This window comes from Lawsonibacter sp. OA9 (assembly GCF_022440585.1).
In genome coordinates this window covers 2,403,792-2,429,409 of record NZ_JAKNTI010000022.1, presented here as the reverse complement: position 1 = coordinate 2,429,409, position 25,618 = coordinate 2,403,792, and the positions used below count along the sequence as shown (strand labels likewise).

29 protein-coding genes and 1 tRNA gene are annotated in these 25,618 nt (G+C 58.3%); 19 read left to right on the top strand and 11 right to left on the bottom strand.

The genetic code is table 11. From position 1 onward, the window contains the following. The first annotated feature begins 58 nt into the window (after positions 1–58). From MCG44_RS13015 to MCG44_RS12975, 9 genes are all read left to right on the top strand, one after another. Entirely contained in the window at positions 59–1,180 is a 1,122-nt protein-coding gene (locus MCG44_RS13015; RefSeq protein ID WP_240288619.1) for a THUMP domain-containing class I SAM-dependent RNA methyltransferase, read from the top strand. Between the two features lie 8 nt (positions 1,181–1,188). Further along, the gene (locus MCG44_RS13010; RefSeq protein WP_186852281.1) at positions 1,189–1,686 is read left to right on the top strand and encodes a DUF3916 domain-containing protein; all 498 of its coding nucleotides are present in this window, start codon (positions 1,189–1,191) and stop codon (positions 1,684–1,686) included. Between the two features lie 18 nt (positions 1,687–1,704). Beyond that, on the top strand, positions 1,705–2,619 hold the full coding sequence (locus tag MCG44_RS13005) for a diacylglycerol/lipid kinase family protein (RefSeq protein ID WP_240288617.1): 915 nt from the start codon (positions 1,705–1,707) through the stop codon (positions 2,617–2,619). 189 nt (positions 2,620–2,808) lie between these two features. Next, positions 2,809–3,093, top strand: a complete 285-nt coding sequence (gene groES, locus MCG44_RS13000; RefSeq protein WP_023347701.1) for a co-chaperone GroES — start codon at positions 2,809–2,811, stop codon at positions 3,091–3,093. Positions 3,094–3,152: 59 nt separating this feature from the next. Then, on the top strand, positions 3,153–4,781 hold the full coding sequence (gene groL, locus MCG44_RS12995; protein WP_186852279.1) for a chaperonin GroEL: 1,629 nt from the start codon (positions 3,153–3,155) through the stop codon (positions 4,779–4,781). Between the two features lie 335 nt (positions 4,782–5,116). Next, positions 5,117–5,545 (top strand): NfeD family protein, encoded by a 429-nt coding sequence (locus MCG44_RS12990; protein WP_147573323.1) that lies wholly within the window; start codon positions 5,117–5,119, stop codon positions 5,543–5,545. Positions 5,546–5,586: 41 nt separating this feature from the next. Next, positions 5,587–6,561, top strand: coding sequence for an SPFH domain-containing protein (locus tag MCG44_RS12985; RefSeq protein ID WP_186852278.1), 975 nt, complete (start codon positions 5,587–5,589; stop codon positions 6,559–6,561). A 271-nt stretch (positions 6,562–6,832) separates the two neighbouring features. Beyond that, the gene (locus MCG44_RS12980; protein ID WP_240288615.1) at positions 6,833–8,242 is read left to right on the top strand and encodes a TraB/GumN family protein; all 1,410 of its coding nucleotides are present in this window, start codon (positions 6,833–6,835) and stop codon (positions 8,240–8,242) included. Positions 8,243–8,400: 158 nt separating this feature from the next. Next, on the top strand, positions 8,401–9,462 hold the full coding sequence (locus MCG44_RS12975; protein ID WP_240288613.1) for a helix-turn-helix domain-containing protein: 1,062 nt from the start codon (positions 8,401–8,403) through the stop codon (positions 9,460–9,462). A gap of 39 nt (positions 9,463–9,501) precedes the next feature. Here the strand turns inward: MCG44_RS12975 and MCG44_RS12970 are convergent, their stop codons facing one another. From MCG44_RS12970 to MCG44_RS12950, 5 genes are read right to left on the bottom strand one after another with little or no spacing between them, the layout of a single operon-like run. Then, the gene (locus MCG44_RS12970) at positions 9,502–9,864 is read right to left on the bottom strand and encodes a hypothetical protein (RefSeq protein ID WP_240288611.1); all 363 of its coding nucleotides are present in this window, start codon (positions 9,862–9,864) and stop codon (positions 9,502–9,504) included. A gap of 13 nt (positions 9,865–9,877) precedes the next feature. Further along, positions 9,878–10,210, bottom strand: coding sequence for a hypothetical protein (locus MCG44_RS12965; RefSeq protein WP_186852274.1), 333 nt, complete (start codon positions 10,208–10,210; stop codon positions 9,878–9,880). Then, positions 10,194–10,610 carry a hypothetical protein gene (locus MCG44_RS12960; protein WP_240288609.1) on the bottom strand — a complete coding sequence of 139 codons (417 nt, stop codon included), beginning with the start codon at positions 10,608–10,610 and terminating at the stop codon, positions 10,194–10,196. The genes MCG44_RS12965 and MCG44_RS12960 overlap by 17 nt, the downstream gene beginning before the upstream one ends. A 12-nt stretch (positions 10,611–10,622) precedes the next feature. Beyond that, positions 10,623–11,054, bottom strand: a complete 432-nt coding sequence (locus MCG44_RS12955) for a hypothetical protein (RefSeq protein ID WP_147573329.1) — start codon at positions 11,052–11,054, stop codon at positions 10,623–10,625. Next, entirely contained in the window at positions 11,041–11,271 is a 231-nt protein-coding gene (locus MCG44_RS12950; protein WP_147573330.1) for a helix-turn-helix transcriptional regulator, read from the bottom strand. The genes MCG44_RS12955 and MCG44_RS12950 overlap by 14 nt, the downstream gene beginning before the upstream one ends. A gap of 106 nt (positions 11,272–11,377) precedes the next feature. Between MCG44_RS12950 and MCG44_RS12945 the strand changes: the two genes are divergently transcribed. The 6 genes from MCG44_RS12945 (at position 11,378) to MCG44_RS12920 (ending at position 17,992) form a co-directional block, all read left to right on the top strand. After that, positions 11,378–12,196, top strand: coding sequence for a polysaccharide deacetylase family protein (locus tag MCG44_RS12945; RefSeq protein WP_240288607.1), 819 nt, complete (start codon positions 11,378–11,380; stop codon positions 12,194–12,196). A 104-nt stretch (positions 12,197–12,300) separates the two neighbouring features. Continuing rightward, positions 12,301–12,471 (top strand): hypothetical protein, encoded by a 171-nt coding sequence (locus MCG44_RS12940; protein WP_186852271.1) that lies wholly within the window; start codon positions 12,301–12,303, stop codon positions 12,469–12,471. Positions 12,472–12,661: 190 nt separating this feature from the next. Continuing rightward, complete coding sequence (locus MCG44_RS12935; protein ID WP_186852270.1) at positions 12,662–13,144, top strand: MarR family winged helix-turn-helix transcriptional regulator; 483 nt, start codon at positions 12,662–12,664, stop codon at positions 13,142–13,144. A gap of 1 nt (position 13,145) precedes the next feature. Further along, complete coding sequence (locus MCG44_RS12930; protein WP_240288605.1) at positions 13,146–14,927, top strand: ABC transporter ATP-binding protein; 1,782 nt, start codon at positions 13,146–13,148, stop codon at positions 14,925–14,927. Next, positions 14,927–17,080, top strand: a complete 2,154-nt coding sequence (locus tag MCG44_RS12925) for an ABC transporter ATP-binding protein (RefSeq protein ID WP_186852268.1) — start codon at positions 14,927–14,929, stop codon at positions 17,078–17,080. Before MCG44_RS12930 ends, MCG44_RS12925 begins: the two co-directional genes overlap by 1 nt. 69 nt (positions 17,081–17,149) lie before the next feature. Then, entirely contained in the window at positions 17,150–17,992 is an 843-nt protein-coding gene (locus MCG44_RS12920; RefSeq protein ID WP_147573334.1) for a glycosyltransferase family 8 protein, read from the top strand. A 76-nt stretch (positions 17,993–18,068) separates the two neighbouring features. On the opposite strand, the gene MCG44_RS12915 is transcribed toward MCG44_RS12920, so the two are convergent. From MCG44_RS12915 to MCG44_RS12895, 5 genes are all read right to left on the bottom strand, one after another. After that, positions 18,069–18,368 (bottom strand): hypothetical protein, encoded by a 300-nt coding sequence (locus MCG44_RS12915; protein ID WP_147573335.1) that lies wholly within the window; start codon positions 18,366–18,368, stop codon positions 18,069–18,071. 85 nt (positions 18,369–18,453) lie between these two features. Next, positions 18,454–18,864: a hypothetical protein gene (locus MCG44_RS12910; RefSeq protein ID WP_240288603.1), complete on the bottom strand. Its 411-nt coding sequence runs from the start codon at positions 18,862–18,864 to the stop codon at positions 18,454–18,456. A gap of 106 nt (positions 18,865–18,970) precedes the next feature. Beyond that, the gene (locus MCG44_RS12905) at positions 18,971–19,384 is read right to left on the bottom strand and encodes a hypothetical protein (protein WP_240288601.1); all 414 of its coding nucleotides are present in this window, start codon (positions 19,382–19,384) and stop codon (positions 18,971–18,973) included. Next, entirely contained in the window at positions 19,374–20,237 is an 864-nt protein-coding gene (locus MCG44_RS12900; protein ID WP_240288599.1) for a DUF3021 family protein, read from the bottom strand. The genes MCG44_RS12905 and MCG44_RS12900 overlap by 11 nt, the downstream gene beginning before the upstream one ends. Continuing rightward, positions 20,234–20,692, bottom strand: coding sequence for a LytTR family DNA-binding domain-containing protein (locus tag MCG44_RS12895; RefSeq protein ID WP_147573338.1), 459 nt, complete (start codon positions 20,690–20,692; stop codon positions 20,234–20,236). The genes MCG44_RS12900 and MCG44_RS12895 overlap by 4 nt, the downstream gene beginning before the upstream one ends. A gap of 174 nt (positions 20,693–20,866) precedes the next feature. On the opposite strand from MCG44_RS12895, the gene MCG44_RS12890 reads away from it, so the two are divergent. The 3 genes from MCG44_RS12890 to MCG44_RS12880 all read left to right on the top strand — a co-directional run bounded on the left by MCG44_RS12890 (position 20,867) and on the right by MCG44_RS12880 (position 22,641). After that, positions 20,867–20,943: transfer RNA gene (locus MCG44_RS12890), tRNA-Arg, on the top strand. Positions 20,944–20,995: 52 nt separating this feature from the next. Continuing rightward, on the top strand, positions 20,996–22,390 hold the full coding sequence (gene asnS / locus MCG44_RS12885) for an asparagine--tRNA ligase (protein ID WP_147573339.1): 1,395 nt from the start codon (positions 20,996–20,998) through the stop codon (positions 22,388–22,390). Positions 22,391–22,392: 2 nt separating this feature from the next. Next, positions 22,393–22,641: a helix-hairpin-helix domain-containing protein gene (locus MCG44_RS12880; RefSeq protein ID WP_240288597.1), complete on the top strand. Its 249-nt coding sequence runs from the start codon at positions 22,393–22,395 to the stop codon at positions 22,639–22,641. A gap of 32 nt (positions 22,642–22,673) precedes the next feature. On the opposite strand, the gene MCG44_RS12875 is transcribed toward MCG44_RS12880, so the two are convergent. Next, the gene (locus MCG44_RS12875; protein WP_240288595.1) at positions 22,674–25,037 is read right to left on the bottom strand and encodes a SpoIIE family protein phosphatase; all 2,364 of its coding nucleotides are present in this window, start codon (positions 25,035–25,037) and stop codon (positions 22,674–22,676) included. 225 nt (positions 25,038–25,262) lie between these two features. Between MCG44_RS12875 and MCG44_RS12870 the strand changes: the two genes are divergently transcribed. Beyond that, positions 25,263–25,610, top strand: coding sequence for an Asp23/Gls24 family envelope stress response protein (locus MCG44_RS12870; protein ID WP_147573342.1), 348 nt, complete (start codon positions 25,263–25,265; stop codon positions 25,608–25,610). The last annotated feature ends 8 nt before the right edge of the window (positions 25,611–25,618 follow it).

Below are 25,618 nucleotides of genomic sequence, written 5' to 3'. Positions count from 1 at the left end.
GCCATAGACCGTCAGATACGGTATACTGGACCCACAAAAGAGAGGAGAGGTGTTGCCTGTGGGCGAGCTGAATTTTGCTGTCCCCACCCTGTTTGGCCTGGAGGGGCTGTGCGCTGACGAGATCCGGAGGCTGGGTCTGCCCAGTGTCCAGGCGGAAAATGGCCGGGTGCTGTGTACCGGAACAGAGGGGGACCTGCCCCGGCTGAATCTGAATCTGCGTACCGGGGAGCGGGTTCTGCTAGTGCTGGGGACATTCCCGGCTGGAAACTTTGACGCTCTATTTGAAGGGACGCGGGCCCTGCCCTGGGAGCGGTTCATCCCTCGGGAGGGCCAGTTTCCAGTGAAGGGCCACTCCCTCAACTCCGCCCTCCACTCGGTGCCCGCCTGCCAATCCATCGTGAAAAAGTCGGTGGCCGCCCGGCTGGGAGAGGCTTACGGCCTGAATACCCTGCCGGAAACAGGGGCGCTGTACCAGATTCAGTTCGCGATTATGAAGGATACCGCCACCCTGATGCTGGATACCTCCGGCGCTGGGCTGCACAAGAGGGGCTACCGGGCCCAGGGGGTGATTGCCCCCCTGCGGGAAACGCTGGCGGCGGCCATGGTCCTGCTGTCCCGGTACAGAGGCCGGGACCCCCTGTGCGACCCCTTCTGCGGCAGCGGCACCATCCCCATCGAGGCTGCCTTGATTGCCCGAAACCGGGCGCCGGGGCTGAACAGGTCCTTCTCCGCCCAAAAATGGGGGTGGCTGGACAAGCGGCTCTGGATGGAGGCGGCTGACCAGGCCATGGACCAGGAATTTGATGGGGATTATGAGATTTGGGGCGGCGACCTGGACCCCGCCGCCGTGGAGCTGGCCCGGCACAATGCTCAACTGGCAGAGGTGGACGACATCGTATCCTTTGAGGCGGCCGACGCCCGGACCTTCCACTGGGGCGGCCTCTATGGCCGGGTGGTCACCAATCCGCCTTACGGAGAGCGCATCATGGAGCGCCGGGAGGCGGAGGAGTTGTACCGGGCCTTCGGCCGAGCCTGGAGCAAATTTCCAGAGGGCTGGAAGCTCTTCCTTTTGTCCTCCCACACCGAGTTTGAGCGGACTTTCGGCCGGCAGGCGGACAAGAAGCGAAAACTCTATAACGGGATGCTGAAGTGCGACCTGTTTATGTACGGGATGAAATAGGAGGGGTCATGCCTTACCATATAAAAAAATTTCGGGGATATCGGCGGGAGCTGAAAAGGGTTCTGCGGGTGGTAGAGGAGTACCAGCCCAACTGGTGTCCGGCGGAAGAGGATTTTCGAGAGGAGTGGCTGGACCTGGGAGCCAACCGTTTTTTTCATCCCAGAGGGAAGGACCGGAAGGCGCTGATGGCCGCCCTCCTGCACAAGACGGAGGAACTGATTGCCGCCAGGCCGGCGGACCTGCCCTCCTGTAAAATATTCCTCTTTGTCCCTGGGGGCGACCCGGCTCTGGCGGAGATCATCCTCATCTACGACCCGGACCGCTTCCAGACCTTCTGGGTGCGTACCGACCCGGCGGACCAACTGTGGATTCCCCAGGAAGGTCCCTCCCTGCTGGCGGAGCTTGGGCTGGAGAGCTCCCTCCCGGAGCGGTGCGTGCTGGAGGAGTTTCACTGGGCAGGCTATGTGGAGCAGCAGCTGATCTGGGGCTTTGGGGAGCTGCCCTGAGGTGTTTCGGAGGTGTCTATGGACCATCTGTTTATTATCAACCCCGCTGCGGGGAAAAAGGATAGTACCGAGGCGCTGGAGCGGCTGCTGGAGAGACTGCCTTTTCCTCGCAAGATAGTCCACACCGCCAGAGAAGGGGACGCCCGACGAATGACAGAGGCGGCCGCCGCTCTGGGGAAACCCATTCGGATCTACGCCTGTGGAGGTGACGGCACCCTCAACGAAGTGGTCAACGGGGCGGCGGGCCACGATTTTCTGGCAGTGACCAACGTGCCCATGGGGACGGGCAACGACTTTCTGAAACTGTTTGGGCCCAACTACCGCAGCATTTTTTCAAATCTGGAGGCTTTGGCGGCCGGGCCGCAGGCCGCCTTTGACCTGATGGACTGCAACGGCAAGCTGGGGCTGGATGTGATATGTGCCGGAGTAGACGCCCGAATCGCCGCCGGAGTACACAAATACAAGCGATTGAAAGGTGTCTCCGGACGATGGGCCTATCTGCTGTCCCTGGCGGAGCAGGTGCTTGTACGGGGAATCTGCCGTCCCATGACGGTGTCTATGGGGACTGACCGCTGGACGCAGGAGCCCACCGCCATCCTGTGCATCTGCAATGGGCGGCACTATGGGGGCGGTTTTATGCCGGTGGCCGACGCCATGCCTGACGACGGCGTGCTGGATGTGCTGCGGGTGGGCAAGGTGAGTCTGCCTACCTTCGCGCGCCTGGCGGGCCAGTACGCGAAAGGCTTGTACTGGAAGTACCCCGCGCTGATTCGAGCCTACCACGGGCAGGAGGTGTCCTTCTCCGCCCGGGAACCCATCACCGTGGTAGTGGATGGAGAGATCATGCGGGACACCACTTTTACCGTCCGCCTGTCAGAGAAAAAGGTGAATTTCTTTTACCCGGCTGGAGCGAGCTATGCCCCTTGTGTTTAGCACTCTTGACATATGTTTGTGAACAAAACGTAAATTATAGAAAATCAACCCTAAATTTTTTTGATTTAGGGGTTGATTTTTTTTGAGAAAGCGGTTATTATCATAGTTAGATTTAGCACTTAAATAAAAAGAGTGCTAAACCGCTGAGAAAGTTAGTTCAAAAAACTCATATATAAGGAGGAACTTGTTATGAAACTCAAACCCCTGGCTGACCGTGTGATCGTAAAATTGGTGGAGGCCGAGGAGACCACCAAGGGCGGCATCATCCTGACCGGCGCCGCCAAGGAGAAGCCCGAAGTGGCAGAGGTCATCGCTGTAGGTCCCGGCGGTATGGTGGACGGCAAGGAGGTCGTCATGACCGTGAAGGTGGGCGACAAGGTCATTACCAGCAAGTATTCCGGCACTCAGGTGAAGCTGGACGGCGAGGAAGTGACCATCGTTCGTCAGAATGATATCCTGGCCGTGGTTGAGTAAACCCGTCTTTTTATCCCAAATCGTGTATCAAATTTACTCTAAATCGGAGGTAATGTGTTATGGCTAAAATTATCTGCTACGGCGAGGAGGCCCGCAAGGCTCTGGAGAAGGGCGTCAACCAGCTGGCCGATACTGTAAAGATCACCCTGGGCCCCAAGGGCCGCAACGTGGTGCTGGACAAGAAGTTCGGTGCTCCCCTTATCACCAACGACGGTGTTACCATCGCCAAGGAGATCGAGCTGGAGGACCCCTTTGAGAACATGGGCGCCCAGCTGGTGAAGGAGGTCTCCACCAAGACCAACGATGTGGCCGGCGACGGCACCACCACCGCTACCCTGCTGGCTCAGGCTATCGTTCGCGAGGGCCTGAAGAACCTGGCGGCCGGCGCCAACCCCATGGTCATGAAGAAGGGCATCGCCAAGGCCACCGCGGCCGCCATTGAGGCCATGAAGGCCAACAGCCAGAAGGTCAACGGCTCCGCTGATATCGCCCGTGTCGGTGCCGTGTCCTCCGGCGATGAGACCATCGGCAAGCTGATCGCTGAGGCGATGGAGAAAGTGGGCCACGACGGCGTCATCACCATCGAGGAGTCCAAGACCGCCGAGACCTACTCCGAAGTCGTGGAAGGTATGCAGTTCGACCGGGGCTACATCACCCCCTATATGGTCACCGACACCGAGAAGATGGAGGCCAACCTGGACGACGCCCTCATCCTCATCACCGATAAGAAGATCTCCAACATCCAGGAGCTGCTGCCCATTCTGGAGCAGGTAGTCCAGTCCGGCAAGAAGCTGCTGATCATCGCTGAGGACGTGGAGGGCGACGCCCTGTCTACTCTGATTGTCAACCGCCTGCGCGGCACCCTGAACGTGGTGTGCGTCAAGGCCCCTGGCTTCGGCGACCGCCGCAAGGAGATGCTCCAGGATATCGCCATCCTGACCGGAGGCCAGGTCATCTCCTCCGATGTGGGTCTGGAGCTGAAGGAAGCTCAGTTGACTATGCTGGGTCAGGCCCGTCAGGTGAAGATTACCAAGGAGAACACCACCATCGTCAACGGCGCTGGCAGCAGCGAGGACATCAAGGCCCGCATTGGCCAGATCAAGAGTCAGATTGAGGTCACCACCTCCGACTATGACAAGGAGAAGCTCCAGGAGCGGCTGGCCAAGCTGGCCGGCGGTGTGGCCGTCATCAAGGTAGGCGCCGCCACCGAGGTGGAGATGAAGGAGAAGAAGCTGCGCATCGAGGATGCCCTGAACGCCACCCGCGCCGCTGTGGAAGAGGGCATCGTGGCCGGCGGCGGCACCGCCTACCTGAATGCCATCCCCGCCGTGGAGAAGCTGTACGACCAGGTCGAGGGCGACGAGAAGACTGGTGTCCAAATCATCGCCCGGGCCCTCACCGCTCCGGTGAAGCAGATCGCCGCCAATGCCGGCATCGACGGCTCTGTAGTGCTGGAGAAGATCCGCGAGTCCGGCAAGACCGGCTACGGCTTCGACGCCTACAAGGAGGAGTACTGCGATATGATCCCCGCCGGCATTGTGGATCCCACCAAGGTGACCCGTTCTGCCCTGGAGAACGCCGCTTCCATCGCATCCACCCTGTTGACCACCGAGTCCCTGGTGGCCGATAAGCCCCAGCCTCCCGCTCCCGCCGCTCCCGCTGCCCCTGACATGGGCGGCATGTACTGATAAACGCGGTTAGTCTTTAAAACCCGGGCACGTAGAAAGCCAACTTCCTTCCGCCGTGTCCGTGTCAAAGCCTAACGTTTAAGAAACTAAAAAGTTCGGCTCTCATCAAAAGTGAGAGCCGAACTTTTTTGCTTGGAATATAGGTATGTCTAGGAGTGCGGTTTGATTGGTTTTTTCTGTGTATGATGGCTATAAGATTTGAGGCCATACTAATTTATAGCCAATATTTTATTTTTTGACAGCAAGTTATTGTAGCAATTTCCTGGCGGATATGATATGCTACCAATATAGCAAGCCTCGGGACTGTGCATCAGGACCGGGGGAAAGGAGTGTCTATGAGTCCGAGTACCATTTGGCTGATCGTGATGGTGGTGCTGGTCCTCGGGGAACTGGCCACCGTGGGGCTGACCTTCATTTGGTTTGCCGTCGGAGCCCTAGGCGGAGCGATCACAGCCTGGATGGGCGGAGCGATCTGGGTTCAGGTGATTGTGTTTCTGGCTCTGTCCGGTCTGGCGCTGGCTCTGGTGCGGCCATTGGCCGCCCGGTATCTGGATACCAAAAATGTGGCCACTAACGCGGATCGGGTGATCGGCAAGACTGCCATAGTGATCCAGGACATCGACAACATAGAGGGAAAGGGTCAGGTCAATATCTCAGGCCAGATATGGTCCGCCCGGAGCCAGCAGGCTGTGGTCATCCCCGCCGGTACGGAGGTCAAAGTGCTTCGTATCGAAGGGGTCAAGGTGTTCGTAGAAACATTATAAGTGCTTATAAATGGAAGCCGTTTAGAAAGTGAGGAGAAAATATGGAAGTTGTTTTGGGTATTCTGCCATGGATAATCTTGGCTCTGCTGGTCCTAATTGTGCTGGGGTCCTGCATCAAGATCGTTCCCCAGTCTCGTGCCTTTGTCATCGAGCGGCTGGGCGCATTCCGTACGGTGTGGGGCGTGGGCCTGAAGTTCAAGCTGCCTATCGTGGACCGGGTGGCGAAAAATGTGTCCCTGAAGGAGCAGGTGGTGGACTTTCCGCCCCAGCCCGTCATCACCAAGGACAACGTAACTATGCAGATCGATACCGTAATTTATTTTCAGATCACAGATCCCAAACTGTACACCTATGGGGTGGAGAACCCCATGTCCGCCATTGAAAACCTGACCGCTACCACCCTTCGTAATATTATCGGCGACCTGGAGCTGGACCAGTCCCTGACCAGCCGGGACCACATCAACGGACAGATGCGGGCGATCCTGGACGAAGCCACCGACAACTGGGGCATCAAGGTCAACCGGGTGGAGCTGAAAAATATTATGCCGCCCCGGGATATTCAGGAATCCATGGAGAAGCAGATGCGGGCCGAGCGCGAGAGGCGTGAGTCCATTCTCCAGGCCGAGGGCCAGAAGCAGTCCCAAATCCTGGTGGCGGAGGGCGAGAAACAGTCCGCTATCCTTCGAGCCGACGCGGCCAAGCAGGCGGCCATCCTTCAGGCGGAAGGCGCCAAGCAGGCCAAGATTTTGGAGGCTGAGGCCGAAGCCGAGGCCATCCTGAAGGTCCAGCAGGCCACCGCAGACGCCATTCGGCTCATCAATGACGCTGCCCCTGGCGACGGCGTCATCAAAATCAAGGCGCTGGAGGCATTCCAGGCCGCCGCCAACGGGAAAGCCACCAAGATCATCATTCCCAGCGAGATTCAGGGCTTGGCCGGTCTGGCTGCCGCCGCCAAGACAGTCTTCGACACCGAGGACCCCAAGGCTACCATCACCAAAACAGTAGTCAAAGAGTAAGTAACGGGCACGACCTTCATTCCGCCCAAAAGACAGACAGGGACAGGCCCCTTCACGGTCTGCCCCTGTTTTGTTATATATTTTAGCTAATAATGAATAAAAAGTTTAAAAAAGTGTACTTTTTCAAACTTTTTTCAAAATAACCCTTGCGCTAATATAACACAAAGATCCAGATATTGCAACCGATTTTCCAAATCATTTTTCTTGACTTTGCCGGTTTATAAAAGTACACTTAAACAGACTAAGGCAAATGGAGAAAGGACGTCTCACTATGAAAAAATTTTTAGCGCTGCTGCTCTCCCTGGCTGTGGCCATGGGGGCATCCCCCGCCATTCTGGCGGCCGAGGAGCAGGTCCAGCCTCTCCCAACCTGGGCCTACGGCGTGCTGGCAGATGGATATGCTATGGGACTTTTTGGTGACGAGCTGTACACGGACCACGGCAAGACCATCACAGATGAGCAGTTGAACAAGATGACACAGGTGGTGGCTGACAAGCTGGCCCTGCTGGGTGTGGAGCAGCGGGAGGCGGATGACACCGGCCTGGTCCTCGATACGACCCGCGGCGGTGTGCTCAACGCTCTGTACCAGGAGGCGGCCGCTTACGCCTTTCCCGGCGTGGAGGAGGGGCCAGAGGCCTTCATGACTGAGGTGGGCGCAATAGCCGGCGACGGCACCGGGCTGAATCTGGACCGTCCCTGCACTCTGCTGGAGGGGGCCGCTATGGCCAACAGCCTGATCCTCAATCTATATGACCAGCAGAACGCCGGCTCCCTGGGTCTGCTGTGGAAGGCGGAGGGCAACGGCAACACCTTGTACCTGCTGGGCTCCATCCATACGGACGTGAACAACACCTACCCCATCCATAAGCAGCTGCGGGACATCATTCTGAACGCCGAGCAGGTGACCTTTGAGTTGGACTTCAATGACCAGGCCCAAATCGCCGAGTTTGCCGCCATGCAGACCTATGCCGACGGTACGACCCTGGCCGACCACATCTCCCCGGAGCTGTATCAGGTGGTAGTGGAAACCGCCGCTCAGATGGGGATGGATGAGCAGACCATCGCCCAGTACAAAGCTTGGGCCCTGGCCAACAGCTTTTCCTCCCTGGCTACGATGGATGAGACTACCAGCTCCAACGCCATGGCCATTGATATGTATGTCAACGCCAAGGCGGTCAATGCCGGCATCGCCATCGACGCTGTGGAGACCTATGCCTTCCAGGGCGGTATTTTTGACGGCCTGTCCCCTGAGTACCAGGAGGTATACCTGGCCAGCGGCCTGCTGATGATTCTGGACCCCGATTCCATGAGCCAGCAGACGAAGGACGCCCTGACCGCCGTGCTGGGGGAGGAGGCCTTTGAGCCCGCCACCCAGGAGGCCCTGCAGGAGGAGGTGGCCCAGATCGGCGCCATGATGGACACCTGGAAGAGCCGGGACGTGGAGAGCTTTGACCAGATCTATGATAAGGATGCCATCCTGAACAGCGACGACGAGCTAAACAGCAAGCTGTTCACCGACCGGGACCCCGGCATGATCGCCTATGCGGATGAGTATCTGAAGCGGGAGGGCTCCCACACCGGCCTGCTGGTGGTGGGCGCCGGCCACATGGTGGGCGAGACCGGCGTCGTCCAGGGGCTGAAGGACCTGGGCTACACGGTAGAAGTGGTGCCTGCTCCCTGATATGAAATGATATGGAGAGATCCCCCGGCCAAAACCGGGGGATCTTTTGTATTAAAATTAACTGAAGGTTAATATCCGCTCCCGTTCTCTGTCGTACTGCTCCATTGTAGCGGGCGGGAAAGTCTGGTATGATGGTGGAAAGACAGGAGGAGAAGCTTATGAAAATCCATGACGTAATCCGTACCCGCCGCCAGACCATGGGACTGACCCAGGAGGGGCTGGCTGATAGGCTCGGAGTTAGTGCCCCGGCAGTAAATAAATGGGAGAAAGGGCTCAATTACCCAGATATTACCCTTCTGCCTTCCCTGGCCCGGACCCTGGGGGTGGATCTGAACACCCTGCTGTCTTTTCAGGAGGACCTGACCCAAGAGGAAATTGGTTTATTTCTGAACCGAGTCTATGAGACAGCCCAGGGGGAGGCGCTTGCCGTGGCCTTTGATTTGGCCAGGAGTAAGCTGCGGGAGTTTCCCAATAGTGACCTGCTCGCCTTCAGCTTGGCGGGGCTGCTGGAGGGAATATTGACTCTGTTACCTGGCGGCACAGAGGGGGAGCGGCAGACCTGGCAGGAGGAGATCGACGATCTCTATGAGCGGTGTGTCAGCAGTGCGGACGCAAGGGTGTGTGAAGCCGCTACCTACACTGTGGCCTCTAAGTGTATTAGCCGGGGGGAGTTGGACCGGGCCCAGACCCTGTTGGACCAGTTATCCGATACCCATATGGACAAGCGTACTCTCACCGCCTCCCTGCGGAGGAAGGAGGGAAAGATCGAGGAGGCCTGGACTATCCTGGAGCGGGACTTGTTTGACCGGGCCCATGCCATCCAGACCACCCTCCTCCACATGATTGAGCTGGCGATTGAGGAGGGGGACAAGGAGGCGGCTCACCACTTTTCTGATACGGCTGAGGCAGAGGGGAGAGTCATGGGCCTTACCGATTACGCTGTGCTGTCCGCTCCCCTCCAGTTGGCCATGGCAGAACGGAACGGCCCACGGGCGCTGGAGCTGCTGGAGAGACTGCTCCACTCTTTGACGGTCCCCTGGGATTTGAGTGAATCTTCTCTGTATCGCCATCTACCCACCAAGAACGAAACCGGGGAGGCCCAGAGCATGTTGCTCAAGCCTCTGCTGGACCAGTTGGACCTGGACCCGGAGGCTCAATTTTTGAAAGGTGTACCAGGCTATCAGGAGCTAGTGGAGCAGTACCAGACGTGGAAGGGATAAAGGAGCGGGGCGGCCATTGGCCGCCCGCTTTTTATCTGTTTATCCCAGCTTACGGATCTTGGCCCACAGCTTTTCCTTGTTTTCGTCCAGCATCCGAACCGCCTTTAGAATCCCCAGCAGGGGAATGAGCAGGGCCAGCACAGCCGGAGCGGGAAAACAAAAATAAGAATAGAGCAGGTATCCCACCCAGCCCAGGGCCAAATGGGGGACAGTGTAAAAGACAAAGAACACAGCCGTATATCCCCGGTTGCTTAACGTCCTGAAATACTGGTCCCATTTTTCACCATCCATATGGGATATTTTCGATTTCATCCAGACGGCCAGCAAAAACAGTCCGATGGCTAACAGAGCAGCCAGCTTCTGCAGCAGGTAGAAGGAGAGCACGCCTCCAATGATCCACATGGATATCCTCCTTTCAGCTTCCGAAGGTGAACCAGGCCAGCAGGGTGGCGCCGAGAGCTCCCAGAAGAAGGCCGCCCCAGAGATAGTGCTTCTCCTCGTAGGCGCTGGAGCGGTACAGCATACTGGCGGACATTCCCAACAGGAGAAGGGCCAGACCGCCCCGCCAGGCGGGATCCCCCTTCACGGCGCATAGAACGGTGAACAATTCCAGACAGCCCGCCCCAAAGCCAAGAGCCTTGCTGTTGGCACAGGCCTCAATTTCCTGATCCCGCTCGTCATATAACGGGCGGCGATTGGCCCATTTGACAGGCTGTTCTATAACATTTTTCTTATCCTCGGCGCTCATAGTAGAGATTCACCCCCAACATAATGATGAACATGGCGATCAATACGCCGCACAGAGTGGCGGCAACGGACAGCGCGAGAGCGGACTTGGTAAAGCCGTACAGTACAAGGGCTATCCAGCAACCGCCCAGCAGCAGGTAGTTCATGATACGGACCGTCGCGTGGCCGGACTTGATCACCAGATAGCGGTCCCGCTCATCGGCGTACCGGGAGAGCTCCTCCTCGATCCCTCGGTGGGTGAAGGCGAAATAAAAGCTGACCAGGGAAATGGACACAGCCAGCAGGGCGGACAGGAGGAAACGAAGCTGAAAGCCGTCCAATAGGAGTTTACAGGCACAGGCGGCCGCCAAAAACATCAACAGGATGCCGGAGGCCAGATTCCGGACGCTTTTGATCTTCACAGGACGAACCTCCTAGACATGTTTTTCATAATAGACGGCAAAGATAATGGACAGGATGAAGCATAGGCTCACATTCAGTCCACAGATTAGGAAAAGGAAGCCGAATACAAGTTTTTTTGTGACGGCATAGGCCAGAACCCCCGCCAGCATGAGGGCCATCTGAACATAAAAGAGGATGTTGCCCACCATGGCGTCCCCCTTCAGGCGGACCAGCTTGTTGCGTTCGTCCCGTTCCTCGGTCTTATCCTCGATGGTGGCCCGTTTGGAGAAAGCCCGGACAAAACCGGTGACGCCCATTGCCAACAGGAGCACGGAGAGGATCACCGACTTGATCTGCTGGGGCAGAAAATCATGGGGGTCGACAATATCTCGGTACAGACAGAAGAGACCGCCTATCGTCCAGAACACGCCCCAAATGAGACCTTTTTTGTTATATATTTTCATATTCCTTGTCCTCCAGCTCCTTGTTTTCTTCTAGGCAGCATAGCTCCTCCAGACTGACTCCGAACACCAGAGCGATGCGGTAGGCCAGCAGCAGAGAGGGGTTGTACTGCTCCTTTTCAATGGAGATGATCGTGCGGGAGGATACATGGACCAAGTCGGCCAACTGCTGCTGGGTCATGCCGGCGGCGGCCCGAAGCTCCCGAACTTTGTTTTTCAACCCCGATCCCTCCTCTTTCTAAATATGAAGCGTGCTTCACGTGAAGCTTGCTTCATATTATACACAGGCGGGAGCTTTTGTCAAGCTGCTGGAAAACATTTTTTTCATGGAGAAATTTCCGCTTGGCCGCACATACTGTTCCCGAAGGGACAAGGAAGGGGCGGAGCGGGTGAAAACAGGAAAAATACTTTGGCTGGCGGCATGGCTGGCGGCCTTTCTCCTATGGCCGGGACCGCCGCAGGAGCTGGCTATGACAGGGGGAGCGACTACAGTGGAGCTTGAGGAGGGAGAGCCGCCGCTGGTGGCACTGACCTTTGACGATGGCCCCAGAAATTCCACCACCGGCCGGCTGCTGGACGGACTGGCGCTGCGGGAGGTGCCCGCCACCTTTTTCCTGGTGGGCAACCGGATCGAGGGCAGCGAGGAGCTGATACGCCGTATGGCGGCAGACGGACACCAGATTGGGATTCATACCTTTGAACACGTCGTGGTATCAGACCTATCCCGCAAGGATTTTGACCTTCAGGTGGGCAAGACAAGGGCGCTTTTGGCAGAGATCCTGGGCGATGGGGAGTTTTGGCTGCGTCCCCCCTACGGCCTGTTTGACAGCTCGGTTCGCAAGTGGGCGGACTGCCCCATCATTCTGTGGTCGGTGGACCCGGAGGACTGGAAGGACAAGGATGTGGACCGCATTGTGGCAGCGGTGGTAGAGCATGTGAAGGATGGGGATATTATCCTGATGCACGATATCTTTGACACCTCAGTAGATGCGGCGCTGCGGGTAGTGGATAATCTGTTGTCTGAGGGTTACTGTTTTGTCACCGTGGAACAGCTGATGGAGGAGCGGCAGGTGGAGCCGGCGGAGGGAACTGTATTCCGGGCCCTGCCACCGAAGGGAGAGGATGGGAAATCCTCTGGATCATAGATAAGGGCGGCCCTGGGACGATTAAATTTGTAAAAACGATTGTATTTTCCCCCGGTATCAGGTAAAATAGCGGTAACCAGTAAAAACAAAGGAGGAAAACAGATATGAAGATAGCCCGTTTCGTCCTGAAGATCGTGGCTCTGTCCCTGGGTGCCGCCGCCATGGTCTGCGCCATCATCGCCTATTGGGATGCGTTGGTTGAGCTGTGCGGGCACGCCAAGGGGAAGCTGCAGCGCACAGCCTGTGCCTCTGAGTATGACGATTACGAGGAGTAAATTCCCGTGAAAGGCCATAGAATAGAGGGCCGCCCAGGAAGGGCAGGCCCTCTATTTTGCTATTATTAGGGAAGGATGTAAACAGTTTTTGAATTTCAACGGGACCGTCTTGACATTTTTTAGAGCGGTGTTAAAATAATCAACGTGTTAATTATTAACCCATTAATTAATTGGAAAGGAGAGGAGTGCTTTGATCCCGGTCTCCAACGAGCTGGAGCTGCTGTCCCAGCAGATTAACCTGGCGCACCGGGCCGCTGTTCAGGCGGAATTGATCGCCGCAGACCTAAACGAGATCGGCCACCCCATGCTGCTGACCATCCTGCAAAGCTGTGCCGACAGCGACCCGGACGGCCAGTGTCACGCCCAGCGGGAGCTGGCCGAGTTGCTGCATATCTCGCCGGCTGCGGTGGCAAACTCACTGAAATCACTGGAAAAGGGAGGATATATCCGGCGGGAGCGCGGACGAGACGCGCGGCGCAACCGTGTACTGCTTACCCCCAAGGGGCAGCAGGCGGTCATCGGCTGCCAAATGGCCTTTGAAACTGTGTCCCGGCGGATGCTCCAGGGCTTCTCCCCGGTGGAGCGGGAGCAGTTGCTCTCCTTCCGCCGGCGAATGCTCCATAACTTGCGGGGGGAGTCCCCCACAAAGACCCAAGCAAAGGAGGAACCTTAATTTGCTTTCTCTGTTTCTTACCCATTTGGAGGGGTACAAGAAGGACGCGATCAAGTCCCCCATCCTGATTACCCTGGAGGTCATCTGCGAGCTGATCCTCCCTCTGGTCATGGCGGAGATCGTGGATGTGGCCATCCCGGCCGGAGATGTGGGCTACATCTTTCTGATGGGCGGTCTGATGCTCCTGTTGTCCCTCTTCGCCATGGCCTGCGGCGTGGGCTCGGCAAAATACGCCACCTTCGCCAGCCAGGGCTTTGGCGCTAACCTGCGCCAGTGTCTGTTCGACAAGGTACAGGAGTTTTCCTTCGCTGACATCGACCGATTTTCTTCCGCTTCTCTCATTACCCGGATGACCAACGATGTCAACGCCATGACCATGATGCTGAATATGGGCCTGCGGATGCTGGTCCGGGCTCCGGTGATGCTCGTCGCCGCCCTGGTCATCTGTATTTCCATTAACGCCAGGCTGGCTATCGTGCTGGTGGTGGTCATCCCCCTGATGATACTGGCCATTGGAATTCTGATGAAGATATGTACCAGGCTCTTTGAGACGATGCAGAAGAAAATCGATGGGCTGAACAACACCCTGCAGGAGAACCTGGTGGCCATCCGTGTGGTCAAGGCATTTGTCCGGGAGGACCACGAGCGAGGAAAGTTCAAAAGGTCCAATGATGAGCTGATGGAGGCCGCTCTGAACGTAGGGCTGAAGATCATCGCTATCATGCCTATCATGATGCTGGCCATGAACGGCGCCACGGTAGCCGTCCTGTATCTGGGCGGCAGGATGGTTATGGCGGAGGGCTTTCTGCTGGGCGACTTGCAGGCATTTATCAATTATATCGCCCAGATCCTGATGAGCGTGATGATGGTGGCGATGGCCCTGCTCCAGCTCACCCGTGCCCAGGCCTGCGCCCACCGCATCCATGAGGTGCTGAACACCGAGCCCTCCGTGGAGAACAAACCCCAGGGCGAGATTTACCGGGTGGCCCCACCGGAGAGGCAGTCCGGGGCCGTAGACCGCGTCCTTCCCGCTCCCAGGGGCAGAGTGGAGTTCCAAAACGTTTCCTTCCGCTACGCGGCTGCCGGCACGGGGGACGACGTGTTGTCCGGTATTAGTTTTACTGTGGAGCCCGGCCAGTTCGTGGCCATTGTGGGCGGCACCGGCACCGGCAAGTCCTCGCTGGTCAATCTGATCCCCCGGTTCTATGATGTTACCGGCGGCGCCGTCCTGGTAGACGGTGTGGATGTGCGGGACTACCCGCTGGAGGAGCTGCGGGCCCGTATCGGCATGGTGCTCCAGACCAACGTGCTCTTTACCGGCACCATCCGGGAGAACCTGCTCTGGGGCCGCCCCGACGCCACAGAGGAGGAGATGATCCAGGCGGCCAAGGATGCCCAGGCCTATGACTTCATCATGTCCTTCCCGGACGGCTTCGATACCCTGCTGACCCAGGGAGGGACCAACGTGTCCGGCGGCCAGAAGCAGCGGCTGTGTATCGCCAGGGCCATGCTCCGCAAGCCCGCCATCCTGATCCTGGACGACAGTACCTCGGCGGTGGACTCGGCCACTGAGGCTGCCATCCGCCAGTCCTTCGCGGAGAACTTGAAGGATACTACTGTGATCATTATTGCCCAGCGGATCTCCTCCGTGCAGTACGCTGACGAGATCCTGATCCTGGACGACGACCACATCGCCGGCAGGGGCACCCATGAGGAACTGCTGGCCAACAATACCATTTATCAGGAGATCTATCAATCTCAGCAAGAGGGGGTGGGTGGATAATGCCAGGACCCAATAGAGCCCCAAGAGGGGGCTATGCCAAACCGAAAAATATGGCCAAGACGATCCGCCGCCTTGTAGGATATCTGACCAAGAGCAAGCTGCCGCTGGTCGCCGTGTTCCTGTTTTTGATGCTGTCTGTGTTTACCAACCTGGGCGGCTCCTATATGATGCGGGATATCATCAACAGCTTCATCTGGTCGGGCTGTACCGACTTTGCTGGGCTGGCCCTGTCTGTGGGCAAGCTGGTAGGCGTCTATCTGATCGGCTGTGTGGCCACCTACTGCCAGTCCGCCGTCATGGTCCGGCTGGCCCAGAGGGGCGTCAACCGGCTGAGAAAAGACCTGTTTGACAGCCTTCAGTCCCTTCCCCTCAGCTACTTTGACAAGCATCCCCACGGTGAGCTGATGAGCCGCTTTACCAATGACGCGGATAACGTACAGATGGCTCTGGAGCAGAGCGTAGTTTCTCTGTGCTCTAGCTGCCTGATGTTTGTGGGTCTGGTGGCCATGATGCTGTTCATCAACTGGAAGCTCTTTCTGGTCACCGCCCTGCTGCTGATAGTGACTGTGTATCTCTTTAGGACACTGGGCGGACGGAGCCGGAAATATTACCAGCAACAGCAATCTGCCCTGGGTGATGTCAATGGCGAGATCCAAGAGATCATTGAGGGGCTGAAGGTGGTTAAGGCCTTCACCCACGAGGAACAGGCCAAGGAGGACTTCCGCAAGCTGAACACCGCCTACCGGGACGCGGCGCAAAAGGCCAACTTCTACTCCATCATGATCATGCCGGTTTCGGGCAACCTAATGAACATCAGCTATGCCCTCACTGCCGCCTTCGGCGGCCTGTTGTCCGTCCTTCAGGGCTTTGACCTGGGTGGCCTGGTGGTGTATCTGAACTACTCCAAGCAGGTTGGCCAGCCCCTGAATCAGATCTCCCAGCAGATGACCACCCTGCTGTCCGCCTTGGCTGGCGCTGAACGCATCTTCGATGTGATGGACACCAAGCCCGAGGTGGACGAGGGCACCGTCACCCTGATCGAGGTGGAGAAGGATGCCAATGGCACCCTGTCCCCCTTCAATGGAAAGGGACACTCCCACACCTGGGCGTGGAAGACGCCCAGGACCAGCGGCATGGCGCTTGTCCCCGTGCTGGCGGAGGGCGACGTGCTCACCGAGCTGGGCCAGGCCGTCCGAGAGAAGACTGGGCTCAAGCTGCTGCTCCCCGGCGAGGACTCCCCGGATGGCATCTGGGTGCGAGTAGCGGCTGACGGCACCCTCATCGAAGTACAGGATCTGGCCTCTCTGGCCGGCCACGGCTGGGCCTGGAAATACCCGGACCACAACCACAATGCCTCCCTCCATCTTATCCGGGGGGCGGTCCGAAATGTCCCTGGGGAGGACTACTATCTCACTGAGCTGAAGGGCGCCGTCCGGTTCAGCCATGTGGACTTCTCCTATGTCCCCGGCAAGCGCATCCTGCATGATGTGTCCGTCTACGCCAACCCAGGCCAGAAGATCGCCTTCGTGGGCTCCACCGGCGCGGGAAAGACCACCATCACCAACCTCATTAACCGCTTCTATGAGATTGAGGGTGGTATGATCACCTATGACGGTATCAATGTACGTTCCATCCGAAAGGACGATTTGCGCCGGTCCCTGGGGGCGGTGCTTCAGGACACCCATTTGTTCACCGGCACCATTATGGACAACATTCGATACGGGCGGCTGGACGCCACCGACGAGGAGTGCATTGCCGCAGCCAAGAGTGCCAATGCCCACTCCTTTATCCGCCGTCTACCGGACGGATACAACACTATGGTCACTGGGGACGGGGCCAACCTGTCCCAGGGCCAGCGGCAGCTGCTGGCCATCGCCAGGGCGGCGGTGGCGGACCCGCCGGTGATGATCCTGGATGAGGCCACCTCCTCCATCGATACCCGGACCGAGGCCCTGATCCAGAAGGGCATGGACGCCCTGATGGACGGACGGACTGTGTTTGTCATCGCCCATCGGCTGTCCACGGTCCGCAACTCCAACTGCATCGTGGTTATCGAACACGGTGAGATTGAGGAAAAGGGCAGTCATGATCAACTGCTGGAAAAGCGGGGCCGGTACTACCGCCTGTATACCGGGCAGTTCCAGCTTTCCTGACCGGAGGGAAGCCCTGCCCGGGGTTAGCCTGGGCAGGGCTTCAACAGACAGAGATAGGAGGACAGAGCGATGGAAACCACCCGGATGGATCTTCTTGTGACCCTGGACGAGCATTACCTGCCCCAGCTTAGGGTGATGCTGACATCCCTGCGTCTAAGTCATCCCGGCGTCCAGTGCAGGGTCTATCTACTCCATCGGAGCATCCCGGAGGAGCGGCTGGCCGCGCTGGAGAGCGGCCTTGCCGGATGGGGCTACCAGTTGGTGCTTATCCGAGTAGATGAGGCTGTTTTTCAGGATGCTCCGGTGACAGACCGGTATCCCCAGGAGATGTACTACCGCCTGCTGGCCGCCCGCTTTCTGCCGGAGGAGCTGAAACGGGTGCTGTACCTGGACCCGGACACCCTGGTGATCAACTCTCTGCTCCCTCTGTGGGAGCTGGAGCTAGACGGCCATCTGTTTGCCGCTGCGGCCCATACGGGCAAGACGGAGATTGCCAACAATGTCAACCGCTTCCGGCTGGGGACGGAGGGAGACTATTACAATTCCGGCGTACTGTTAATGGATTTAGAGCGGTGCAGAAACGAGATTCACACGGAGGAGCTGTTCGATTACGTGTCTAACCACGGGGACGAGCTGATCCTGCCGGATCAGGATATTCTCAACGCGCTCTATGGCGGCCGGGTGCTGGCTGTGGACGATTTTATATGGAACTATGACGCCAGAAATTTCAGCAACTACTTGGTGCGGAGTATGGGAGAGGCGGACCTGGACTGGGTCATGGCCCATACCGCCGTCCTGCACTTCTGCGGCAGGGAGAAGCCCTGGAAAAAGAACTACCGCCGCCGGTTCCGGGTGCTGTACCGCCACTATATGAACTTGGCGGACAAATACCTGCCGGAAGCCGGCACATGAGTTGAAAGGGCCCTGTCCACATGGACAGGGCCCTTTTTTCTTACAGATTTGAATGGGTCTCCGTTTGACGCTTTTTTCACTCCGACCACTGGGCCACGGAAAAGAGCGCCCCTGCCCCCAGGCCAAACAAGGCGGGCAGGGAGAACAGCATTCCATAAAAGTAGTCGGGGAAGGCGAGAAAGGAACCGTCATCCAGCCAGTAGGTATTGGGCAGAGGAAGACAGTCTACTGCCCCCAGAAAGCAGACCATCCCTGCCAGCATGACCAGGACAGCGGGCCCCCACTTGGCCCAGCGGGGCAGACGGCTCCGGGAGAGGAAGAACTGGATGATCCCTGCCGTCAGGGGTGTTAAGACGAAAAAGGCCAGGGCTTCCACAGGGCACCTCCGTTTTTCAATGTATAGGGATAAAAACAGTCAGGCTGCCGGGAAGCCCCAAAGCGGCCAGATGGGAAACAAAACATTATATAGACGGATCTCTTTTTTCGTGCTTGTCCCTCCCCCGGCCCAGCTTCCCAACACCCCATACAATCCAGGCCAGAATACAGCCTGCCGTCGGTGCCGTGCACCAATATAGAAACAGGACCCATCCTAGGACGGCCCATCCCGCGCTGCCCACAAAGACAAGTCCGGGGACCAGAAGCAACATCAGCGGGGCGAACAGCCGCCAGTGTGGCTTTGCCAGACGGCACAACAGCAGTTGGAGAAAAAACATGGGGATGCTGTGGAAGTACAGGAGCAGACCCTGGTGCCAGGGCGGGATGTTCAGAGGCAGGTCCCAAAAGGCGGAGAGAAAGATCACCAGATAGGCTGCCAGGGACATCAGAAACAAAGTCAACAGAATTTTATTTGTTTTACCCATGATAGGCTTCATCTCAATCGCTCCTTTCTTGTCCGCGATTCTATCACGCATCGGAAAAGGATCATAAGCCGGACACCGGCAGAGGCCAGCGGAACAGCCGCAAAGGAAACAAGAGGCTCTATTTCGGTTTGCCCAGCTTCCCTCCCAAAAAGAGGGACAGCGCCAACAGGGTGCAGTATATCCCGTACAACAGGTGCTCTAGCGTATCAAAGGAAATAAAACCGCCTCCGCTGGGATAGAATTGAATATAAGGCCCCACACCTATTGACAGGAGCAGGGCATAGCCGAGCAGCAGGGCCACACTGACCCGCGCAAGCCAGATTCCCAGAGTGTCCCGCCCGGCTCTGGCTGACAGCCGCCGTGTCAGGAAGCCAAACAGGAATAAAAGCGGGAATAGGCCGAGAAGAAGCCACATCATTACGGTATCACAGGACCCAGACACACTGTAATGGATATACCCATCCTGATATTTCGCTGAAATGTTCTCTACAAATCCCAGCATTTCCATGGGCCAATACCATTTAATCTCCATGGTCAGCCCCCTCACTGGGCGTTCGATTCTTTCTTGGGAACGCCCGACGGTACAGCCAGCCCATCACGTTGCCAGCCAGGGCGGGGAGGGCGATCATAAAGCAGTGAAACAGGGCGGAGCTGTTATATATCAGATATACCATGGGCAGATAGAACAGGAAACAGGCCAGGGGATATAGGGGGCACACCCCCTGCCGCTTTCCCAGGGACAGGCCGGATAGATAACCTACTACCGGCAGGATCAGATAAGGCAGAAGCAAACCGGACAGTACGGGAACATCTACCACAAAGGTCCTGTCCACCCACCTCAGCGCCGCCGGCAGCAGGTTGCACACCAACAGCAAGAAGGGCAGATAAGGCAGGGTTTCCCGCCACTTCAGGGGAGAGGGACCGGCAGCCAGCCCCAACAATTCCCGAAGCTGGATCACCTCCATATACCAGCCGATCCAGCGGCCCAGCCAAATCAGGAAATAGAGCAGGGTCAGCAGAGCCACCCACGGCAGCAAGTCCCAGCCGAAATCCAACCACCGGCAGCCTGTCAGTAACAGGGAGAAACAGAGGACAGTGGCCCCCCAATGGACCAGGGAGAGCAGGATCAGCTTTTTTCCCTCGTTTGCAAATGGCAGGGTGGCTAAGGAGACCACGGCCCCGAAGAGACCGCCTAACAGGAGCTGGACTACTAAGGCCAGTGCCGCCGAGCCGTAAAACTGGACCGCGGCGGGGGACACTGGGATAGACTGTCCATTGGATACTCCAAAGGAGAGGAGCAGCCAGGCCAGCAGGGTGGTCAGAATAGCGCCTAATAGGGCGCCGGCGGCCAGACGGATGGACCAGATTTTACGGATATCCCTCATGTTTTATCCCCACCTCTCAGGTTCAAGGTATCCTTGATCTTTTTCACATACCGCCGGGATACATAGGCGTGGACCGCCCCTTCCAGAGTCATTCGGATGGTCCCGGCCAGGGACAGGTCGATGGCAGTCACCCGGTCCAGATTGATGATCTCACTGTTGGAGATGCGGACAAAGCGGGTGGTGTCCAGCCGCTCCTCCAGCTCGTACAGCCGCAGATGGACCGCGTAGATCTGGTTTTCGGTCTGGGCAGATACACCCTTGCCATCGGCAAAGAAGCGGAGAAATTCCTCCTGCCGGACCGGCAGGGCCCGCTCCCCGCGCCACACGGTGATGGGGCCCAGAGAGAGGCCGGACAGATGCGCTCGAAGCCGCTCCAGGGACGGGCTGTCCTCCCCGGCCAGGATGACCACCTTGGGTTCCTGCCGGCCAGGCTCCAGCTTCAGTTCTACCTCCATGACCGTTCCACCTCCCTATGTTTTTCTGTCCCCAGTATATCCGTTTTGACCCCGAAGGTCCAGAGATTTGGGACAGGTGGTCGTTTTTCCGGGATAAATGGTTTTACATTCCCCGTTGACAACCTCCTGACAGTGCGATAAAATACAAAAGATACCATGGAGAGTCCACCATACGCCCCTGTACCTCACCGGGATAGAGGGTCCGCCTCCTAAGCGGAATGTAGTGCGTTCGAGTCGCGCCAGGGGTGCCACTCCGGCGGACATCTCCATGGCATCGACTTTTTATACATGGAGATGAATGAAATGGAACGCGTCACCGTCGCCGCCATCTTTGCCGACCAGGAAAAGCTGGGCGGCCAGACCGTCACCGTATGCGGCTGGGCCCGGACCATCCGGGACATGAAAACCTTTGGGTTTATCGAGCTGAATGATGGCTCCTGCTTCAAGAACCTGCAGGTCGTCATGGACGCCAATGTCCTGGACAACTATAAGGAGATTGCCGGTCAAAACGTGGGCGCCGCGCTGATCGTCCGCGGACAGGTGGTGCTGACCCCCGAAGCCAAGCAGCCCTTGGAGGTGAAGGCCGCTTCTATCCAGGTGGAGGGTGTTTCCGCCCCCGATTATCCCCTGCAGAAGAAGCGCCACAGTGTAGAGTTCCTGCGGACCATCCAGCACCTGCGGCCCCGGACCAACCTGTTCTCCGCCGCCTTCCGGGTGCGCTCCGCCACCGCCCACGCTATCCACTGCTTCTTCCAGGACCGGGGCTTTGTCTATGTCCACACCCCCATCATCACCGCCAGCGACTGTGAAGGGGCGGGCGAGATGTTCCAGGTGACTACCCTGGACCTGGAGAACGTGCCCAGGAACGAGGACGGCACTGTGGACTACACCCAAGATTTCTTCGGCAAGCGGGCCAATTTGACCGTATCCGGTCAGCTCAACTGTGAGAACTTTGCCATGGCCTTCGGCAACGTGTACACCTTTGGCCCTACCTTCCGGGCGGAGAATTCCAACACGCAGCGGCACGCCGCCGAATTCTGGATGATCGAGCCGGAGATGGCCTTTGCCGACCTGAACGACTATATGGACAACGCCGAGGCCATGATTAAGTATGTCATCCGATATGTCATGTCTCACTGCCCCGACGAGATCGACTTCTTCAACTCCTTTGTGGACAAGGGCCTGAAGGAGCGGCTGGAGCACGTAGCCAACTCCGAGTTCGGCCGGGTCTCCTACACCGAGGCGGTGGAGATTTTGAAGAAGGTCAACGACCAGTTCGACTTCAAAGTGGAGTGGGGCACCGACCTGCAGACGGAGCACGAACGATACCTCACCGAGCAGGTGTTCAAGCGCCCCGTCTTTGTCACCGACTACCCCAAGGAGATCAAGGCCTTCTATATGCGCCAGAACGATGACGGCAAGACCGTGGCCGCCGCCGACTGTCTGGTGCCAGGCATCGGCGAGCTCATCGGCGGCTCCCAGCGTGAGGAACGGCTGGAACTGCTGGAGGGCCGCATCAGGGAGCTGGGCATGGACCCCAAGGACTACTGGTGGTACTGCGATCTGCGGCGCTACGGCTCCTGCCGGCACGCCGGGTATGGCATGGGCTTCGAGCGGATGGTGATGTACCTCACCGGTATCAACAACATCCGCGATGTGGAGCTTCACCCCCGTACTGTGGGCAATGCAGAGTTCTGACAATGAAGTCGGAGCTGGAGCGGATCCCTGGAGTGGGGTCGAATATGGCCCGCCACTTGGCGGATATTGGCTATACCACTTTGAATTCCCTGCGAGGCGAGGACCCGGAGCACATTTATCAAAAGGACTGCTTGTTCCAGGGCTGTCAGGTGGACCGGTGTGCCCTGTATGTCTACCGGCTGGCGGTGTACTATGCCGAACATGGGAGCTGCCCGGCGGATAGGCTAAACTGGTGGGACTGGAAGGATTAAAACATGGCGGACGCTACAGCGTCCGCCATGTTTCATTTTAACGATGACTTCATCTGGCCTGCTGCCCGCTTTTCAATGCGGATGACCAGAGCCGTTCGGTCATCGGTGACCTCTTTGGGGCTGTCGGTAATGAGTTCACGGGCCAGGTCCTTGGGGCTGGCCCCGTCAAACTGGGCTAGCTTGTCCTTGACCCACTGGTCCTCCCCGGCGCCACAGATACCGTCGCTCACCATAAGCACTGTGTCCCCTGGCGCCAGCTTCAGGGTGAACTGGTCCAGCGCCCCCTGCTCTCCCTCGGCCAGCCCGGCGGGGAGGGAGGTGCCGGACAGCCTCTGGACCGCAGAGCCCTTTTTTACATAGCTGGGAGCGGCCCCCAGCTTGAACAGCTGGCCCTCGCCGGAGAACAGGTCCACCTGGAGCAGATCTACCGTAGTAAAGCCGCCGGTTTCCTCTCCGCGGAGCGCCAAGGCGGAGGAGAGGGTGGACAGGGCGTGACGTGGTTCTACCCCGGCCTGGAGGAACTGCTCCAGCAGACGAACCGCCAAGGAGCTCTCCCGGTTGGCGTCAGGGCCGCTGCCCATGCCGTCGCACAGGAGGACATACAGCTTGCCGTCGGACCGCTTGAAATAGGTTCCGGAGTCGCCGCTCACCGTCTCGCCGCTCTTTTTCTGGGCGGCCACTCCGGCCAGAGCCATCAGCGGCTCCTGCTGGAGAAGGGAGATGGAGTCCTCTCCGGGCTGGTCCACCCGGAGGGGGACACCCAGCAGGTCAGACAGGTCGGACAGACGGCTGGGCCGTGCCAGGGCAGCGCAGCCGGGACCCTCTGCCTCCACCCGGAGCAGGCCCCTGCTGTCCCGGTATACCGCGGTCCGGATGTCCAGTCCCAGCTCCGCCACCCGCTGGCGCAGCTTCCGGTCTCCCAGCAGGTCGGGAATGAGCTCCCGGCTCAGTTCTGCAGAGGCAGCCCCCAGCAGATCAGCCAGTTGGGCATACTGCCGGCCCACTGCCGCCCGGCTCTCCTTGACCCGAGCGTTGTACTGGCGGCGGTAGAACAGGGCGGTGAGTTCCTCGTTTACGGTGGATAGAAAGGCGGAGAAATGGATGCATCGGTGGGAGAAATGGCTGGGAAAGTCACTCCCCTCCGCGCGGCCCCGCTCCACCATGGCGGGGGTGGCGTCATTGAGAGCGTTGAAGGTGGTAGTGTAATTCTGCTGCCAGCAGTTGTTCCGGAGAGAGCAGGAGCGGCATACCCTGCTGGCGGTTCGGTCAAAGACGGTGGCTACGTCATTGTCATTCTCCGGGGGACGGAAGGCGGAGCGCAGGGAGTCGCACAGGGTACGGAAGGCCTTGGCTGTGGCCTCCAACTGATGCTGGACCAGGGCTTGGGCCCGCAGGTCCACAGGGCCGGCCATCTGGGGAGCCAGCCACACGCCCAGCTTGCGCATGGGCCGCTGGGGCAGCAGGAGAAAGGCCACCGAGGCCACAAATACCTCGTACAGAATGGACAGAGGCAGCTCCCGCTCCCAGGTCCATAACACTGCGCCACCATTGACCAGTACATAGACCATGGCGGCCCACAGCCGTGCCTTGCCCCGGCACAGGCCAGCCATCATGCCGGACAGACCGTAGGCCATGGTGTACATGGGGATGCCTGCTCCGGCCAAGTCCATGGCCATGCCCAGAGACACCCCGGCGATGGCTCCGGTGGCCAGACCGCCCTGCCAGGCGGCGGTTATCACCGCCAACACAGCAAGGATGCGGCCTAGAGAGATATCCTTATAGATGTAGAGGGGGACCAGCGCCATCAGCGCGGTGGCCAATAAAACCAACAGGCCGGCCCGGCGGGTAGGGGAGAGGAGCCTGTCCTCCCGGTGGACACGCATAGGGACCAGGACCGCCCGGTAGCACCAGACGGCCGCTGCAGTCAGGCAGACCTCCAGAGAGAAATAGATGGCGTCAACTGTCTTCCATCCCTGTTGGGACAGATAGATAAAACCCGCCGCCCCGTTGATGGAGGCGGTGAGCAGCGGCATGGTCCAGGAGCGACGGATCGCCTTCAGATCGTAGAAGGCGAAGGCCACAGCAAAGGTGAGAATGGAGGCGGAGGCGTACCGCAGCCCGTCCGCAAAGCCCATCTGGCACAGATATCCGAAGCAGGCTCCCAGCAGAGCCGCCCCTCCGCACAGTCCGGAGCCCGCCGCCCCGACCAGGGCCACCCCGAAGGGGGAATACCCCTCAAAGATGACCGCCCCGGCCAGCACCGCCGCCAGCAGCAGATGGATACCCGCCTCCGCCCACAAGGTGAGGGCGGAGGCGGACAGCTGGATCTGACCGGTCTGTTTGGACTGCTGCCGAAGTTTGTTGAGCTTTCCGTGTATGCTTTCTCTGGCCGTCATGCCTGTTTCCTCCTATGTATACGGCCCAAGAGGGCCTGTCCTAACCTGATGTGCCCCATTATATTCCAATTTCTGGAAAAGATGCGTCGAATGGTGTAAGGGTGGGCCGGTAGAGGAAGGGAAAAGAGGACAGAAGTTGGGACTTGTATTTTTGCGGAAAATCGAATACAATAGAAACTGTATTAATATGGATTCCTATCCTGCGCGAAAGGAAGGTAGAGATCTATGAAACTGCAGAACGAGCTGGGCGAGATCCGCATCAGCAGCGATGTTTTTACCGCCATCACAGGAAGCGCCGCCACCAACTGTTACGGCGTGAAGGGGATGGCTGTCCGCTCTAAGACAGATGGTCTGGTCCATCTGCTGAAGCGGGAGTCTATGGCCAAGGGCGTGAAGGTCTATTATAACGAAGATGGAACTGTGTCCATCGAACTGCACATCATTGTGGAAAACGGGGTCAACCTGATGGCTGTCTGCCGCTCCATTATGAGCGAGGTCCGCTATGTGGTCAGCCAGACCACGGGAGTAGAGGTCGCCTCGGTGGATGTGTGTGTGGATTCCATGCGCTTTTAACCATTCAT

Bases quoted from the DNA above. Each gene is read 5' to 3' on its own strand.
- MCG44_RS13010 (WP_186852281.1), top strand. From the start codon at position 1,189: ATGCCTTACCATATAAAAAAATTTCGGGGATATCGGCGGGAGCTGAAA.
- MCG44_RS13005 (WP_240288617.1), top strand. From the start codon at position 1,705: ATGGACCATCTGTTTATTATCAACCCCGCTGCGGGGAAAAAGGATAGT.
- groES (WP_023347701.1), top strand. From the start codon at position 2,809: ATGAAACTCAAACCCCTGGCTGACCGTGTGATCGTAAAATTGGTGGAG.
- groL (WP_186852279.1), top strand. From the start codon at position 3,153: ATGGCTAAAATTATCTGCTACGGCGAGGAGGCCCGCAAGGCTCTGGAG.
- MCG44_RS12990 (WP_147573323.1), top strand. From the start codon at position 5,117: ATGAGTCCGAGTACCATTTGGCTGATCGTGATGGTGGTGCTGGTCCTC.
- MCG44_RS12985 (WP_186852278.1), top strand. From the start codon at position 5,587: ATGGAAGTTGTTTTGGGTATTCTGCCATGGATAATCTTGGCTCTGCTG.
- MCG44_RS12980 (WP_240288615.1), top strand. From the start codon at position 6,833: ATGAAAAAATTTTTAGCGCTGCTGCTCTCCCTGGCTGTGGCCATGGGG.
- MCG44_RS12975 (WP_240288613.1), top strand. From the start codon at position 8,401: ATGAAAATCCATGACGTAATCCGTACCCGCCGCCAGACCATGGGACTG.
- MCG44_RS12970 (WP_240288611.1), bottom strand. From the start codon at position 9,864: ATGTGGATCATTGGAGGCGTGCTCTCCTTCTACCTGCTGCAGAAGCTG.
- MCG44_RS12965 (WP_186852274.1), bottom strand. From the start codon at position 10,210: ATGAGCGCCGAGGATAAGAAAAATGTTATAGAACAGCCTGTCAAATGG.
- MCG44_RS12955 (WP_147573329.1), bottom strand. From the start codon at position 11,054: ATGAAAATATATAACAAAAAAGGTCTCATTTGGGGCGTGTTCTGGACG.
- MCG44_RS12945 (WP_240288607.1), top strand. From the start codon at position 11,378: ATGGAGAAATTTCCGCTTGGCCGCACATACTGTTCCCGAAGGGACAAG.
- MCG44_RS12940 (WP_186852271.1), top strand. From the start codon at position 12,301: ATGAAGATAGCCCGTTTCGTCCTGAAGATCGTGGCTCTGTCCCTGGGT.
- MCG44_RS12925 (WP_186852268.1), top strand. From the start codon at position 14,927: ATGCCAGGACCCAATAGAGCCCCAAGAGGGGGCTATGCCAAACCGAAA.
- MCG44_RS12920 (WP_147573334.1), top strand. From the start codon at position 17,150: ATGGAAACCACCCGGATGGATCTTCTTGTGACCCTGGACGAGCATTAC.
- MCG44_RS12910 (WP_240288603.1), bottom strand. From the start codon at position 18,864: ATGAAGCCTATCATGGGTAAAACAAATAAAATTCTGTTGACTTTGTTT.
- MCG44_RS12905 (WP_240288601.1), bottom strand. From the start codon at position 19,384: ATGGAGATTAAATGGTATTGGCCCATGGAAATGCTGGGATTTGTAGAG.
- MCG44_RS12900 (WP_240288599.1), bottom strand. From the start codon at position 20,237: ATGAGGGATATCCGTAAAATCTGGTCCATCCGTCTGGCCGCCGGCGCC.
- MCG44_RS12895 (WP_147573338.1), bottom strand. From the start codon at position 20,692: ATGGAGGTAGAACTGAAGCTGGAGCCTGGCCGGCAGGAACCCAAGGTG.
- asnS (WP_147573339.1), top strand. From the start codon at position 20,996: ATGGAACGCGTCACCGTCGCCGCCATCTTTGCCGACCAGGAAAAGCTG.
- MCG44_RS12880 (WP_240288597.1), top strand. From the start codon at position 22,393: ATGAAGTCGGAGCTGGAGCGGATCCCTGGAGTGGGGTCGAATATGGCC.
- MCG44_RS12875 (WP_240288595.1), bottom strand. From the start codon at position 25,037: ATGACGGCCAGAGAAAGCATACACGGAAAGCTCAACAAACTTCGGCAG.
- MCG44_RS12870 (WP_147573342.1), top strand. From the start codon at position 25,263: ATGAAACTGCAGAACGAGCTGGGCGAGATCCGCATCAGCAGCGATGTT.